Raw genomic sequence first — 16082 nt, 5'->3', positions numbered from 1 at the left:
TGTTCGATCTGCTCGGCAAGGAATTCGGTATCTCATGATTTCGTACGTTGATCTCCCGAACGACCCGAGGAGTGTGTGAATGTCCAACGAGGAAAAGCTCCGTCACTTCCTGAAGCAGGTCACGGTCGATCTCCGGGAAGCAAGGAATCGCATTCAGGCGCTGGAGAGCGGCGCGAACGAGCCGATCGCCGTGGTCGGCATCGGCTGCCGCTATCCGGGCGGCATCGCCTCCGCCGACGACCTGTGGGCCTTCGTGGCCGACGGCAAGGACGCCATCGGCCCCTTCCCCACCGACCGCGGCTGGAACACCACCGAGCTGTACGATCCGGCACCCGGAACGACCGGCAAGACCTACGTCCGCGAGGGCGGATTCGTCTACGGCGCAGCGGGATTCGATGCGGACTTCTTCGGGATCTCACCCCGCGAAGCCACCGCGATGGACCCGCAGCAGCGGATCGCCCTGGAGGTCACCTGGGAGGCGGTCGACCACGCCGGCATCGATCCGCACGCCCTTCGCAACAGCCCCACCGGTATCTTTCTCGGCGCCACCTACAGCGGTTACGGCCACGATCAGACCGCCGCGACCGATGGCGACGGCTACCGGCTCACGGGCACCACGCCCAGCGTCATCTCCGGGCGCATCGCCTATTTCCTCGGCACCCACGGCCCGGCCATCACCCTCGATACCGCGTGCTCCTCGTCCCTGGTGGCGCTGCACCTCGCGACGCGGGCGCTGCGCACCGGTGAATGCTCGCTCGCGCTGGCCGGCGGCGTCACCATCATCTCCACCCCGGACGGATTCATCGAATTCTCGCGACAGCGCGGACTGGCGGCCGACGGCCGCATCAAGGCCTTCGCCGACGCGGCCGACGGCACCGCCTGGGGTGAGGGCGCCGGGGTCCTGGTTCTCGAAAAGCTTTCCGACGCAGAGCGGCACGGTCATCCCGTGCTGGCGGTCGTGCACGGTTCGGCCGTGAATTCCGACGGGGCGAGCAATGGTTTGACCGCCCCGAACGGACCTTCCCAGAAGGCCGTCATCCGCGCCGCGCTCGCCGATGCGGGCCTGACCGCCGACGAGGTGGACGCCGTGGAGGCGCACGGCACCGGCACCACCCTCGGCGACCCCATCGAGGCGCGGGCGCTGCTCGAGACCTACGGCGCGTCCCGCCCCGCGGACCGGCCGCTGCTGCTGGGCACGGTGAAATCCAATCTCGGGCACACCCAGGCCGCCGCCGGCGCGGCCGGACTGATCAAGATGATCATGGCGATGCGGCACGGCGTGCTGCCCGAGATCCTGCACCTGGACCGCCCGACCGCGCACGTGTCCTGGTCGTCCGGCGGTGTCGTCCCGCTGGCCGAGCCGACGCCGTGGCCGGACACCGGGCGGGCCCGGCGGGCGGCGGTGTCGGCGTTCGGGATCAGCGGCACCAATGCGCACGTGATCGTCGGGCAGGCGCCGAAGCAGCCCGCCGCGGAGCGGGGTGACGGCCCGATTCCCGTGCCGCTGGTGCTGTCCGCCAAGACACCGGCGGCGCTGCGCGCGCAGGCCGACCGGCTGCTGTCCGTCATCGACGCCCACGATCTCGCGGATGTGGGTTTCTCACTGGCAGTGGGCCGGTCGACATTCGGGCACCGTGCGGTGGTGCCGGCGGACGACGTGGAACAGGCGCGCACCGGACTGGCGGCGCTGCGTGCCGGAGAGACCTCCCCGCACGTCGCGGAGGGAACCGCCGTCGCGGGCAAGGTGGTCTTCGTTCTCCCCGAATCGCCGCAGGCGGGAGCGGCCGAGCTGCTGGACGCCAGCCCGGTGTTCGCCGCCCGCCTCGCGGAATGTGCTGCGGCCGTGCGGTCGATGACGGATCGATCCCTCATCTCGGAGTTGCGGACGGCCACCGCACCGGACGCGGTGCTGTCCTGGGCGATCCTCGTATCGGCGGCCGCACTGTGGCGCTCACGCGGCGTCGAACCGGATGCCGTACTGGGCCGAGGCAATACCCGGATCGCCGCCGCCTGCATCGCCGGTGCACTGTCCCTCGAGGACGGCGCCAGGGCGGTGTGTTCGGAAGGGCACCAGGAGATTCCCGGCGGCACGATCGCATGCTATGCCACCGACGATCTCCCCGCCGAGGTCCGCTCGTTGCTGGACGGCGGTCATCGGCACTTCGTCGACCTCGACCCCGCCGCGGCGCTCGTTCCGGCGATCGAGGACGTCGTCGGCACCGGCGGCACGGTGCTCGGCACACCGCACGCCGACCACGTTCCGGCCCTCGCCGAGGCGTATTCGCGTGGGCTCCCGGTGGACTGGAGCCGGCACTTTCCGCACGGCCGCCGCGTGGAGTTGCCGCCGTATCCCTTCCAGCACCGGCAGTTCTGGCTCTCCTCGGGGAATGCCGAACGGGCCGAGGAGGAGTGGCGATACCGGATCACCTGGGAACAGCTGATCACCGAACCGGCCCCCGCGCCGTCCGGCACCTGGCTGCTGGTGGCCCCCGAGGAGGCCGCCGAGCTCGGGACCGTCACGGAAGCGCTGACCCGCCACGACGCCCACACCGTCGTCCTGCCCGCACCGCCGGAACCCGACCGCGACTCGCTCGCCGACCGGATTCGGGAAATACAGCGGGACACAGTGTTTCGTGGCGTGATCGCTCTGCTCGGAGACGACACGGTCGCCACTCTGTCGCTGATCCAGGCGCTCGGCGACTGCGGCATCGACGCGCCGCTGTGGTGCCTGACCCGCGGCGCGGTGCCGGTCGGAGAACCGGTGACCCCGACCGCGGCGCGGGTCTGGGGGCTCGGCCGCGTGGCCGCGCTGGAACATCCGAACCGGTGGGGCGGCCTGGTCGATCTCCCGCAGACCCTCGACCCGGTGGCCGTGACCCGATTGTGCGGCGTACTGACCGGCGACCACGGCGAAGATCAAGTGGCGGTGCGCCCGACCGGGATCTTCGCCCGGCGGCTGGTTCCGGCGGCCGGCCGGTCCGCCTCCGCCGAGCGCTGGAAACCGGCCGGAACCGTCCTGATCACCGGCGGCACAACGGGATTGGGCGCACACGTCGCCCGCTGGGCCGCCCGCGAGGGCGCCGAACATCTCCTGCTGATCGCCCGAGCGGAGACCGAGGACCAGGCCGCGCTGGAAGCGGAGCTGCGCGAGCTGGGCGCGGGCGTCGGCGTCGCCGTCTGTGACGCCACCGACCACCAGGCCCTCGCCGCGGCGGTCGATGCCCACGACGGACCGCCGATACGGGCCGTCGTGCACGCCGACGCCCACCGCGAACCCGCCCCGCTCGCGGCCACCACACCGGCGATGCTCCGCACCGCGATCGCCGCCAAGGCGACCATCGCGGCACACCTCGACGCGCTGTTCGACGACGAGGACCTGGACGCCTTCGTGCTGTTCTCGTCGGTCGCGGGAGTCTGGGGCAGCGGCGAACTCGCCACCTACGCCGCCGCCAGCGCCGAACTCGACGCCCTGGCCGAACGGCGGCGGGCCCGCGGACTGACCGCCAGTTCGATCGGCTGGGGACTGATCGACCTCTCCGGCGACGAACCGCGGGACGGGAAACGCACGGGGCTGGGCCATCTTCCGGTGGATCCGGCGCTGTCGGCCATGCGGCACACCGTCGAGCGCGACGAAACCGCGGTCGTCGTGGCCGATGTGGACTGGGAACGGTTCGCGTCCACGTTCACCCTGTCGCGGCCGAGTCCGCTGCTGCGCGGCATCCCCGCGGCGAATCCCGCACCGGCCGAACAGGATTCCGTCACCGCCGCCGGCGATGCCGAGCTGCGGCGACGACTGGAGGCGATGCCCGAGGCCGGGCAGCGCGCCGCCGTACTGGAGATCGTGCAATCCGCCACGGCTTTCGTGCTCGGCCACGGCGGCGTCGCGGACGTCGCGTCGAACCGGCCGTTCAGCGATCTCGGCTTCGATTCGCTCACCGCGCTCGAACTGCGGGACCGCCTGGACACCGAGACGGGCCTGCGGCTGCCGTCCACGCTGATCTACGACTACCCGACACCCGCGGCACTGGCCGAGCAGCTCCGCACCGAACTGCTCGGCGTCGCGGACGACACCGCCACCACCACCCGCACCGGGGCGAGCACCGACGAGCCGATCGCGATCGTGGCCATGGGCTGCCGTTTCCCCGGCCACGTCCGCTCGCCGGAAGACCTGTGGCAGTTGGTCTCCGAGGGCCGCGACGCAGTGGCGGAGTTCCCGTCCGACCGAGGCTGGGACGTGGAGAACCTCTACGACCCCGCGCGCGGCGTGGTGGGCAAGTCCTACGTGCGGCACGGCGGATTCCTGGACGACGTCGCCGATTTCGATCCGGCGTTCTTCGGCGTCAACCCGCGCGAGGCGCTGGCCATGGACCCGCAGCAGCGGCTGCTGCTCGAAATCTCCTGGGAGAGCCTGGAACGCGCCGGCATCGACCCCGCCGCGCTGCGCGGCAGCGACACCGCGGTCTTCGTCGGCACCAGCATCCAGGACTACGGCGATCGTGTCATGCGCAGCGCCGACGAGGCACTGGCAGGCTATGCCGGAACCGGGAATTCGGCCGCCGTGATGTCCGGCCGGGTGTCCTACGCGTTCGGATTCGAGGGACCCTCGGTCACCGTGGACACCGCGTGCTCGTCCTCGCTGGTCGCCATCCACATGGCGGTGCGGGCGCTGCGCAACGGGGAGAGCGCGCTCGCGCTCGCCGGCGGCGTCACCGTCATGGCCAGTCCCGTGATGTTCATCGAATTCAGCAGGCAGGGTGCGCTCGCGGCGGACGGGCGGTCCAAGTCGTTCTCCGACGACGCGGACGGCACCGGACTCGCCGAGGGCGCCGGAATGCTTGTGCTGGAACGTCTTTCCGACGCACGCCGCAACGGGCATCCGGTCCTCGCGATCCTGTCCGGCACCGCGATCAACTCCGACGGCGCGAGCAACGGCCTGACCGCGCCGAACGGTCCGTCCCAGCAGCGGGTGATCCGCAACGCGCTCGCCGACGCCGGCATCGGGCCGTCCGAGGTCGACCTCGTGGAGGCGCACGGCACCGGCACCGCGCTCGGCGACCCGATCGAGGCGCAGGCGCTGCTGGCCACCTACGGCCGCAACCGGTCCGGCCACCCGCTGCGGCTCGGCTCGCTGAAGTCGAATATCGGCCACACCCAGGCCGCCGCGGGCGTGGCCGGGGTGATGAAGATGGTGCTCGGCATCCGGAACGGGGTGCTGCCCAAGACATTGCACGCGGCCGAGCCGAGCACGCATGTCGACTGGTCCGCGGGCACGGTCGAGCTGGTGACGGAGTCCCTCCAGTGGCCGGAGGTCGACCGGCCGCGCCGGGCCGGGGTGTCCTCGTTCGGGATCAGCGGCACCAACGCCCACGTGATCGTGGAGCAGGCGCCCGCCGAGGAGGCGGCCGTCGGCGTGGCCGGTCCCGCGCCGACCGCGGCGTCCTGGCTGTTGTCCGCCAAAAGTGAAGCGGCTCTGCGCGATCAGGCCGACCTGCTGCGGCGCTACGTGACCGAGCATCCGGACCGCTCGACCATCGACATCGCGTACTCACTGGCCACCCGTTCGCTTTTCGAGCACCGCGCGGTCGTGATCGGAGGCCGGGACGAACTCACCGGCGGCCTTGCCGCGCTGGCCGAGGGCGCGCCCACCGACGGCGTGGTCACCGGGATCGCGCCACCGGATGCCAAGGTGGTCTTCGTCTTTCCCGGCCAGGGCTCGCAGTGGGCCGCGATGGGCCGGGAACTCCTGGACAGTTCACCGGTGTTCCGGGCGCAGGCCCAGAGCTGCGCGGAGGTCTTCGATCCGCTGCTCGGCTGGTCGCTGCTGGACGTCTTGCGCGGCGCCGAGGACGCGGCCGCGCTGGACCGGATCGACGTGGTGCAGCCGGCGCTGTTCACCATGATGGTGTCGCTGGCAGCGCTGTGGCGTTCCTACGGAGTCGAACCCGCCGCCGTGACCGGCACCAGTCAGGGCGAGATCGCCGCGGCGTACGTGGCCGGCGTCCTCTCCCTGGAGGATGCCGCGCGGATCATCGGCCTGCGCAGCAAGGTGCTCGCCGACCGGCTGGTCGGGCGCGGTGCGCTCGCCTCGGTCGCGCTGTCCGCGGCGGACGCCGAAGCGCGGATCGCGCGCTGGGACGGACGGCTCGAGGTCGGCGGCATCAACTCCCCCGGGCTCGTCACGGTCGCCGGTGACCGCTCCGCGCTGGACGAGCTGACCGCGGAGCTGGACGCGGAAGGCATCCGCGTGCGGGAGGTCCCCGTCTCGGTCGCCACGCACTGCGCTCAGGTGGACGAGATCCGCACCGAGCTGATGCGGATTCTCGAGCCTATCGCCCCGCGCGAGGCCGAGATCCCGTTCTATTCGACGGTCACCGGCGCACTCCACGACGCCGCGATGGACACCGAGTACTGGTTCGCCAACACTCGCGAGCCGGTCCTGTTCGAACGGGCGACGCGGGCCCTGCTCGCCGACGGCCATACGGTATTCATCGAGGTGAGTCCGCACCCCGTCATGGGATTCGCGGTCCAGGAAACCGTCGACGCCCTGGACACCGGCGTCGCCGTCCTCGGTTCGCTGCGCCGGGAGCGTGGCGATCCGAGCCGGTTCCTGACCTCGGTGGCCGAGGCACACGTGCACGGTGTCGGCGTGCGCTGGGCCGCGGCCGCCGCCGAGGCGGGCGGACGGCGAATCGACCTGCCCACCTACGCCTTCCAGCGGCAGCGGTACTGGCTGAACGACGACACCGCGACCGCGGACGTGGCCGCGGCCGGACAGCGCTCGCTCGGCCATCCGCTGCTGCCCGCCGGGCTACCGCTGGCCGGCGACGGCTATCTGGTCACCGGCAGGCTGACCTCCGCGGCGCTCCCCTGGCTGCCGGACGACTCGTCGATGGTGCCCGGCGTCGTCGTCGAGCTGGCGATCCGGGCGGGCGACGAAGTGGGGTGCGGGCGACTGGATGCGCTCACCCTCGATGAGCCCCTGGTACTTCCGGAATCCGGCGGCCTGGCGGTGCAGGTGTCGGTCGCGGCTCCGGATGCGTTCGGGCGCAGGGCAATCGATGTGCACTCCCGCGCCGAGGAAGCTCTGGCGGCCATGCCGTGGACCCGGCACGCCACCGGAGTGCTCGCGCCCGAGGCGAAACCGGCATCGTTCGATCTCGGCGAATGGCCGCCGCGCGACACGTCCGCGACCGGTTCGACGTGGCGGCGCGGGGACGAGATCTTCGCCGAGGTCACACTCGACGAGGCGGACCATGCCGACGCCGCCCGATTCGGACTGCACCCGGCATTGATCGACGCCGCATTGTCGGCGACGCTGGGCGAGTCCGAGACGCCCGCGAGCATCCGCGGAATGTCGCTGTACGCCACGGGCGCAACCACCGTGCGGATCCGGGTGACCAGGATCGATACGGACACCGTAGCGGTCGCGATGGCCGATCACACCGGCGAGCCGCTGGCCGTCATCGACTCGCTCACGCTGAGGACCGCACCCGGGGTGCGGCCGGAGGTGACCGACGGTGCGCTCTTCGACGCCGAATGGGTGCCCCTGCCCGCCGACGCCGATGCCCCGGCCGGCCGCTGGGCGGTGCTCGGCACCGACCCGATCGGCGTGGCCGCGGCACTCGGCACGGCCGGAATCCCGGTGAACACCTACGAAACCCTGGCGTCACTGCGGAAGGCCCTCGACGTCCCGGACGTCGTGTTCGTACCGTGCGACCCCGCGCTCCCGACGGACGCCGCCACCGTGCGCGAGGAAACACACCGAACGCTCGAACTGGCCCGAACATGGCTCGCCGACGAGCATTTCGCCACCAGCCGCCTCGCCTTTGTCACCAAGGGCGCGACCGCCACCGGCACCCACGACGACATCCCCGACCTGGTACACACCGCCACCTGGGGCTTGATCCGCTCGGCCCAGTCCGAAAACCCGGACCGCTTCCTCCTGATCGACCTGGACGAAGCCCCGTATCCCGCCCTCCCCGCGGCCGTGACCGGCACCGAACCCCAACTCGCCCTGCGCAACGGCACCATCCACGGCCGCCGCCTCCGCCCAGCGAACCGCTCCCGGCCAGCCGACCAGACCCGCCCGGCGGACCACTCCGAGCCGGCCGATCGCTCCCGCGCGACGAACCGGTCCCGCCCAGCGCCCGACTCCGGCACGGCGGATCACGCTGACGCGACAGGCCACTCCCACACGGCAGACCAGTCCCGCCCAGTGATCCACCCCAGCACGGCTGATCACTCGGACCCGACCGGCCGCTCCCGCACAGCGGACCAGTCCCGCTCAGCGATTCACCCCAGCACAACCGGCCGCTCCGGCCCGACCGACCACTCCGACCAGGCCGACCAGACCCGCCCGGCAGACCAGCCGGGCTCGGTAATCCACCCAAACACGGCCGAGTGCTCCAACCCGGCCACCCGATGGCACCTGGACCCGACCGGCACCGCGCTGATCACAGGAGCCAACGGCACGCTGGGCGGACTGGTCGCCAGGCATCTCGTCGCCGAACACGGCATCCGGCGTCTGCTGCTGATCAGCCGAAGCGGCACGGGGACAACCGATTTGGAAGCGGAACTGGCAGACCAGGGCGCCACCGTCAGCACGGCGGCATGCGACGTGGCCGACCGGGACGCACTCGCCGAGGTGCTGGCCGACCACCCGGTCAGCGCGGTCTTCCACACCGCGGGCGTCCTGGATGACGGCGTGCTGGCCTCGCTGACCCCGCAGCGGCTGGACAAGGTGCTGCGGCCGAAGGTGGACGGCGCCCTGAACCTGCACGAACTGACCGGCGACCTCGACGCGTTCGTGCTGTTCTCCTCGTCCGCCGCCACGTTCGGCAGCCCGGGCCAGAGCAACTACGCCGCGGCCAACACGTTCATGGACGCCCTGGCACAGCACCGGGTCGTGCGTGGGCTGCCCGCGACCTCGCTCGGCTGGGGATTCTGGGCCCAGCGCAGCGGCATGATCGGCGAACTGGACCACGAGGAACTCGAAAACCGGATGCGCCGCAACGGCATGCGGCCGATCCGCCCGGCCGAGGGCCTCGCCCTGATGGACGCCGGAATGCGGTCGGGCCGCGCCGCCGTGCTCCCCTTGCGGCTGGATGCCCCCGCACTGCACCAGCTCGCCGAGACCGGCCTGCTGCCACCGCTGCTGCGGGACCTGGTCCGGATCCCGATGCGCCGGCAGGTGGATGCCGCTGCGGGCGAGGATATTTCGCTGCGGGAACGACTGGCCGGCCTGACCGGCGCCGAACGCCGCACCGCGCTGCTCGGCCTGGTCTGCGAGACCGTGGCGGCGGCGCTCGGCTACCCGTCCGCGGACGAGGTGGCGCCGGCCCGGGCGTTCCGGGATCTCGGATTCGACTCGCTGACCTCCGTCGAACTGCGCAACCGGCTGAACGCGGCCACCGGCCTGCGGTTGCGGGCGACGGTCGCGTTCGACTTCCCGAGCCCGGCGGCCATCGCCGAACACCTGGCGGCCGAACTGTTCGGCACCGCCGAACAGACCACCGGCGGACAGACCACCGGCGGACAGACCACCGGCGGACAGACCACCGGCGGACAAACCACCGGCGGACAGACCACCGGCGAGCAGGGCACCGACGACCTCGAACCGGACTCGGCGATCGACGACATGGACCTGGCAACACTCGTGGACCTGGCGCTGGAGAGCGACGGCCCGGCGCCGGAAAGGATGGCGTGATGGCGATTTCGGCCGAAAAGCTCGAGGCGGCGCTGCGGGCCTCGATGAAGGAGAACGAGCGGCTGCGGCGGGAGAACTCGCGGCTCACCGAGCCGATCGCGATCGTCGGGATGGCCTGCCGCTTCCCGGGCGGGGTGTCCGCGCCGGACGAGCTGTGGCAGCTGGTGGCCGCGGGCGGCGACGCGGTCTCCGGGTTCCCCACCGACCGGGGCTGGCCGGACGCCGAGTACGCCAGTTCCGGCGGCGGATTCCTGTACGACGCAGCCGATTTCGATGCCGGACTGTTCGGCATCGCACCGCAGGAGGCGACGGCGACCGACCCGCAACAGCGACTCCTGCTGGAGATGTCGTGGGAGGCATTCGAACGGGCCGGGATCGACCCGCTGTCCGTACGCGGAAGCCGGACCGGCGTTTTCGCCGGGCTGATCTTCCACGACTACGGGTACCGCTTCGCGCAGCCACCCGAGGGAGTACTGGGCTACAAGTACTTCGGCAGCGCGGGAAGTATCGCGGTCGGCCGGGTCGCCTACCACTTCGGCCTGGAGGGCCCCGCCATGTCGCTCGACGCGGCGTGCGCCTCCTCGCTGGTGTCGCTGCATCTGGCCTGCCAGGCCCTGCGCCGCGACGACTGCTCGCTGGCCCTGGCCGGCGGGGTGGCCGTGATGTCCACCCCGGAGCTGCTCGAGGAAAGCACCCGCCAGCAGGGTGGACTCGCGCCGGACGGCCGCTGCAAGTCGTTCTCGGGAGCCACCGACGGCATGGGCCTGTCCGAGGGCGTCGCGATGCTGCTGGTCGAGCGGCTGTCGGACGCGCAACGCCACGGCCGTCGCATCGCCGGGATCGTGCGAGGCAGCGCGATCAACCAGGCGGGCGCCGGCAACGGGTTCACCGCTCCCAACGGCCCGTCGCAGCAGCGGCTGATCGAACGTGCCCTCGCCGACGCACGGCTGGCGCCGTCGGATATCGACGCCGTCGAGGGGCACGGCACCGGTACGACGCTGGGCGATCCGATCGAGGCCCAGGCCCTGCTCGACACCTACGGCCGGGACCGTCCCGCCGGCCGGCCGCTGTGGCTCGGCTCCCTGAAGTCCAATCTCGGCCACACCCAGGCCGCGGGCGGCGCCGGCGGGGTGATCAAGATGGTGCAGGCGATGCGGCACGGCCTGCTGCCGCGCACGCTGCACGCGGATCCTCCTTCGCCGCAAGTGGATTGGGGCGACGGCACGGTCGCGCTGCTGACCGACGCGGTCCCGTGGCCGGACGCCGATCGGCCCCGCCGGGCGGGCGTCTCGGCGTTCGGGGTGAACGGCACCGCCGCCCACGTGCTGCTGGAACAGGCTCCCGAGCCGGAGGCCCGGTCCGGCGCCGCGTCCGCCGCCCTGCCCTGGGTGCTCTCCGGCAACACCGGCGAAGCACTGCGAGCGCAGGCGGAACGCCTGGCGTCGTTCGTGCACGACCACCCGGATGTTCCGTCGGCGGACATCGCGTACTCGCTGGCGACGGGCCGCGCCGCCCTCGCACACCGCGCCGCGATCGTCGCCTCCGACCGGGCCGGCCTCCTCGCCGGACTGACCGCGCTGGCCGGGAATCGTGAAGCGCCGCAGGTATTCCGGGGTGTGGTGACGAAACCGGGCAGGGTGGCCTTCGGCTTCTCCGGCACCCGCCGCACCGGCGAGAGCGGGCGCGAACTCCACCGGACGTTCCCGGCGTTCGCGGCGGCATTCGACGCGGCGCCCGCCGAATTCGCTGCCGAGGTCGGGCTTTTCGCGCTGCTGGCCTCCTGCGGAATGGTGGCCCCGCTGTCCGCCGACAAGGCCGCCGCACTGGCCGCGGAGGGCGCCCGGTGGCCGGCCGGCTCCGACGGATCCGTCGTCATCGACGCGGGCGACGTCCTCGACCGGGATCCGGCGCGCGGCACGGCCACCGCGCTGGCCCGGTCGTACGTGCACGGTATCGCCGTGGCGTGGCGCGAGCTGTACACCGGACTGGACGTCCGGCACGCGGACCTGCCGACCTATCCCTTTCAGCACCAACGGTTCTGGCTGGAATAGCCGGCCGCGAACAGCTCAGTCGTCGTCCCGGCTGCCGAGCATGCGACGCAGCGGGAACGACGCCAGATAGCCGAGGACGGCGATCACGCCCACCGTCGCGGTGCCGATCAGCGCGACGTTGCGGGCGGTGTGGTCGGGTTCCGGCGGCTCGGCCGGCACCGGCAGCTGCGCCGAGACGCCGATCGCGGCGGTGGGCTTCTTCTCCAGCACGTCGTTCGGGTCGACCTCGTGGGTCAGCGCCGCCAGCGGGTCGATGGTGCCGAAGCCCACCGAGGTGTTCCAGCCCTCGGGCGGATGCTGCGCCGTCGCCTCGATGCGGGCGATCACCTGCGACGCGCTCAGCTGCGGGAAGCGGGAGCGCACCAGCGCCGCCAGCCCGGCCACGTACGGCGCCGCGAACGAGGTGCCGGCCAGCTTGCTCTCGCCGTTCTGCGCCACCGTGCCGTCCATCAGGCCCGGCCTGGTCGGGTCCAGGGACACGATCTGCTCGCCGGGCGCGGCGACGCCGACCCACGGACCCGGCACGGTGAACTGCGACGGCTGCCCGTTCAGGTCGACCGCGCCGACCGACAGCACGTACTGGTCGTACCAGGCCGGGGTGACCGCGGTGGTGAGCGAGGCCCAGGGATCGGCGCCCGGATGGATCGGGTCCAGGCCCGGATTGCCCGTGCACGCCTTGTTGTCGTTGTTGCCGGAGGACGCGACGACCACGATGTCGCGCACCGTGGCCGCGTACTGCACGGCCGCGCCGAGCGCCGCATCGTTCAGGCTCGGGGGACCGCAGGCGACCTCGGACAGGTTGATGACGGTGGCGCCCATATCGGCCGCGTGCCGCACCGCCTGCGCGAGGGTCGTGGTGTTGCCGACGCCGCCGCCGTTCTTCGGGTCGTTGGGATCGGGCTGAGTGCCCTTGGCCCGGTACAACTCCGAGAGCTGACGGATCGCGATGATCTCCGCCTCCGGGGCGACACCGGAGAATCCGTCGCCCGGCGCCGGCTGCCCGCCGATCAGTCCCGCCACCGCGGTGCCGTGCGCGTCGCAGTCCTGGGTGCCGTCGCTGGTGCCCACGTAGTCGCCGGCGCCGGTGAGATTCGGCAGGCGCGGATGCCGGGCCACGCCGGTGTCGATCACGGCCACCGTCTGCCCCGCGCCGCGGCCGAACTGCCAGGCGCCCGGCAGGCCCAGGAACTGCTGAGCCGGCGGAATGGACGAGGAGCTGCTGGCCTTGGTGATCGTGCACTGGTTCGCGGGCTCGATCTCGAACGGCGGCCGCGGGGCGCTGTCGGGAGGGAGCGCCCCCGGATTGATCGGCGGCGGGCCCTCCGCGACCGCCCCCGGCGCACAGATTCCGGCCGCCAGTCCGGCTACCGCCGCGACCGCCGCCATCCGGATACCCGCGCCGCGCGCCCACCGGCGCCAACCACCCCGTGCGGGGCCCACCCCCGCCCTACTTCCTCGCACCGCCGCATTGTTGCACACCACCGAACCCGCCGGTCAGCCGAACTCCTGCCGCAACCGGCGGCGCACCAGCTTTCCCGTTGCGTTGCGGGGCATTTCGTCGACGAACACCACATCGCGCGGCACCTTGTGGCGGGCGAGACGGGCCTTGACGTGGTCCCTGATCTCCTGCGGATCGCGGGCGGCGCCCTCGGCCGGCACGATGAACGCGCGCAGCCGGGTGCCGAAGTCGCGGTCGTCCACCCCGACTACGGCGGCATCGAGCACGTCGGGCCGTTCGACCAGCAGGTTCTCCACCTCCAGCGGGTAGACGTTCTCGCCGCCGGAGACGATCATGTCGTCGTCGCGGCCATCGATGAACAGTCGGCCCGCGGCATCGAAATGCCCGACGTCGCCGCTGTTCAGCAGGCCGTCGACGATCTCCTTGCCGCGGCCGTCGGTGTAGCCGGTGAAACTGAGCCCGCTGGAGACGAAGATCGTGCCGACCCGGCCGGTCTCGGTGATCCGCCGCCGCCGCTCGTCGTACAGGGCGACCCGGCAACCGACCGGCGGCCGCCCCACCGTTCCGGGCGCCGCGCGCAGATCCTCCGGGGTCGCGACCGCCGCCACGGCGACCTCGGTCGAGGCGTACAGGTTGTAGAGCACGTCGCCGAAGGCCCGCTCGGTCCGGCGGCCGAGATCCGGCGACACCGCCGACCCGGAGGAGAAGATCACTCGCAGCGACGAGGTGTCGTATTCACTCAGCACGTCGGCGCCGAGATCGATGATCCGCTGCAGCATCGTCGGCACCAGCACCAGCGTGGCCGCGCGGTATTTCGCGATATCCGCCAGCACGCCGCGCGGATCGAACTTCCCGTGCCGGAACACCACGGCATTACCCAGCGCCCACCCCAGCGTGAGCTGGGACAGCCCGGTCCCGTGGAAGGTGGGCGCCGCCATCACCATGGTGTCGTCTCGCGGCAGCGGGATCCGGTCCAGGAACTGCGCCGATTGCAGGGGCGAAACCTTGTCCCGCGGGGCGCCTTTGGGTGTTCCGGTGGTTCCGCTGGTGAGAATGACGGTGCCGCCCACGCGCTTCGGCGCGGGTAGCGCGCCGGTGTCGTGGTCGGCAATGAGCGAATCGATGGTTGCCCCGGGGAGATTGCCGGAATCCGAATCGTCCGCCCAGGTCAGGACGCGCGGGACGGTTGCCGGAACGGCCTCCACCAAGCCGAGGAACTCCTCGTCCAGCAGGATCGCGCCGACCTTCTCCCGCTCGACGACGGCGGCGAGCTGCGGCCCGGCGAACCCGGTGTTCATCAGCACCACCCGGACGCCGAGCTTGCCCGCGGCCAGCAGGCCGAGCACCATGCCGCGATGATCGCGGCACAGCACGCCGACCACTGCCCCGCAACCGATTCCGGCCGCCGCGAGCCCGCGGGCGAGCGCATTCGACTGCGCGTCGAGTTGATCGAAGGTGAGCGTCCCGCGCGCGTCGACGATCGCCGGCGACGACCCCTTCCGCCTGCACACATGCCGGAGCACCGTGACGAACGGGCCGTACACGGCCGCGTCCCGCACCGTGCGGATCGTGTCGACCGGGCGCAGCGGATCGACCGCCCCTCGTTTACGCAGAACGGTGGCGGCCGACAACGAGTCGGACACCGACCGCGCGGCCGTCGAGACAGCCGCAGACCAGTTCGTCACATACCACCTCCGGGTCACGCGAATCAGGACGCCGAGAACCCTCCGCGTCCGAGGGTTCTGCCGCTTCCGTAGCGAGCGGAGTCTATCAATCCGACAGAATGACGATTAACTTTTCGGGCAAGAGTTCCGAGAAATATGCCGTTGCCAAGACCTCGGCAAGCTGACAATATGTAGTAACATCCTTCTCATCGAATCGTGGAGTACCGATGCCCGACCGCGCGCGAACCACGACCAGGAACGACAGCGACACAACCACCCCGGACGACCGCCGGCGCTACATGTCCGGTCCGGCGGCCCTGCTGGGCGGCCCCGCCAACGTGATCATGCAGCTGAGCCACGCGCCCGTGGGCCGCGGCGTCGTGGAGAGCACCGTCGAGAGCGGACGCTTCGACCTGCATCCGCGCAAGCGAGGCCGCACCACCCTCACCTACCTGGCGGTGGCGATGCTCGGCACCGACGAGGACCGCGCCGCCTATCGGGCGGCGGTCGACACCTCGCACCGCCAGGTGCGGTCCGCGGCGGGAAGTCCGGTGCGGTACAACGCCTTCGACCCGCACCTGCAGCTGTGGGTCGCCGCCTGCCTCTACCGCGGCACCGCCGATTCCCTCGACTTCCTGTACGGCGGCATCGAGGACGACGTCGCCGACGAGCTGTATCGCGACGCCGCCGCGTTCGGCACCACCCTGCAGATGCCCGCGGAGCTGTGGCCGGCCGACCGGGCGGCGTTCGCCGAGTACTGGGATCGGATGACGGGCGAGATATCCCTCGACGACGAGGTCCGCCGCTACCTGCTCGAGCAGGTCGTCGACCTCGGCCCCTACCGCTGGTTCGAGCGGCTGGCCTTCCGGCGGGTGAACCGATTCTTCACGACCGGCTATCTGCCCCCGGCGTTCCGCGACGAGCTGGGCCTGGCGTGGAGCCCGCGACGGCAGCGCGCGTTCGACCTGGTCATGCGGTCCATCGGCCACCTGACGGCGGTCATGCCGCTGCGCTGGCGGCTGCACCCGTTCGAGACCTACCTGCACGACATGCGTATACGCCAGGCCGAAGGCAAGCACCTGGTCTGACGGAGTTCCCCTCGCCCTCCGGCTCGGCGGCCTCCCGCCGGCGGGCCGGATTTCGTGCCGCCTTCCCGGCCCCGATCGGTGCTGCTATCTTGAAACTAGAATTGATTTCAGTTT

At 71.6% G+C, this 16082-nt stretch carries 5 protein-coding genes; 3 read left to right on the top strand and 2 right to left on the bottom strand.

The features are described 5' to 3' along the window. The first annotated feature begins 79 nt into the window (after positions 1–79). Positions 80–9706, top strand: coding sequence for an SDR family NAD(P)-dependent oxidoreductase (locus tag D892_RS47955; RefSeq protein WP_024804252.1), 9627 nt, complete (start codon positions 80–82; stop codon positions 9704–9706). Beyond that, positions 9706–11757 (top strand): type I polyketide synthase, encoded by a 2052-nt coding sequence (locus tag D892_RS42225; protein ID WP_036567514.1) that lies wholly within the window; start codon positions 9706–9708, stop codon positions 11755–11757. Before D892_RS47955 ends, D892_RS42225 begins: the two co-directional genes overlap by 1 nt. A 15-nt stretch (positions 11758–11772) precedes the next feature. Here D892_RS42225 and mycP read toward each other — a convergent pair whose 3' ends face one another. Further along, a complete protein-coding gene (gene mycP, locus D892_RS0127130) occupies positions 11773–13218 on the bottom strand; it encodes a type VII secretion-associated serine protease mycosin (RefSeq protein ID WP_232236180.1) in 1446 nt (481 codons plus the stop codon). 33 nt (positions 13219–13251) lie between these two features. Beyond that, the gene (locus D892_RS0127125; protein WP_024804250.1) at positions 13252–14901 is read right to left on the bottom strand and encodes an acyl-CoA synthetase; all 1650 of its coding nucleotides are present in this window, start codon (positions 14899–14901) and stop codon (positions 13252–13254) included. Positions 14902–15107: 206 nt separating this feature from the next. On the opposite strand from D892_RS0127125, the gene D892_RS0127120 reads away from it, so the two are divergent. Further along, positions 15108–15968, top strand: a complete 861-nt coding sequence (locus D892_RS0127120; RefSeq protein ID WP_024804249.1) for an oxygenase MpaB family protein — start codon at positions 15108–15110, stop codon at positions 15966–15968. The last annotated feature ends 114 nt before the right edge of the window (positions 15969–16082 follow it).

It is taken from the genome of Nocardia sp. BMG51109 (genome assembly GCF_000526215.1).
Lineage (GTDB): Bacteria > Actinomycetota > Actinomycetes > Mycobacteriales > Mycobacteriaceae > Nocardia.
Note: the sequence above shows the minus strand (reverse complement) of the source record. Positions and strands in the feature narration are given on the sequence as shown.

Bases quoted from the DNA above. Each gene is read 5' to 3' on its own strand.
- D892_RS47955 (WP_024804252.1), top strand. From the start codon at position 80: ATGTCCAACGAGGAAAAGCTCCGTCACTTCCTGAAGCAGGTCACGGTC.
- D892_RS42225 (WP_036567514.1), top strand. From the start codon at position 9,706: ATGGCGATTTCGGCCGAAAAGCTCGAGGCGGCGCTGCGGGCCTCGATG.
- D892_RS0127120 (WP_024804249.1), top strand. From the start codon at position 15,108: ATGCCCGACCGCGCGCGAACCACGACCAGGAACGACAGCGACACAACC.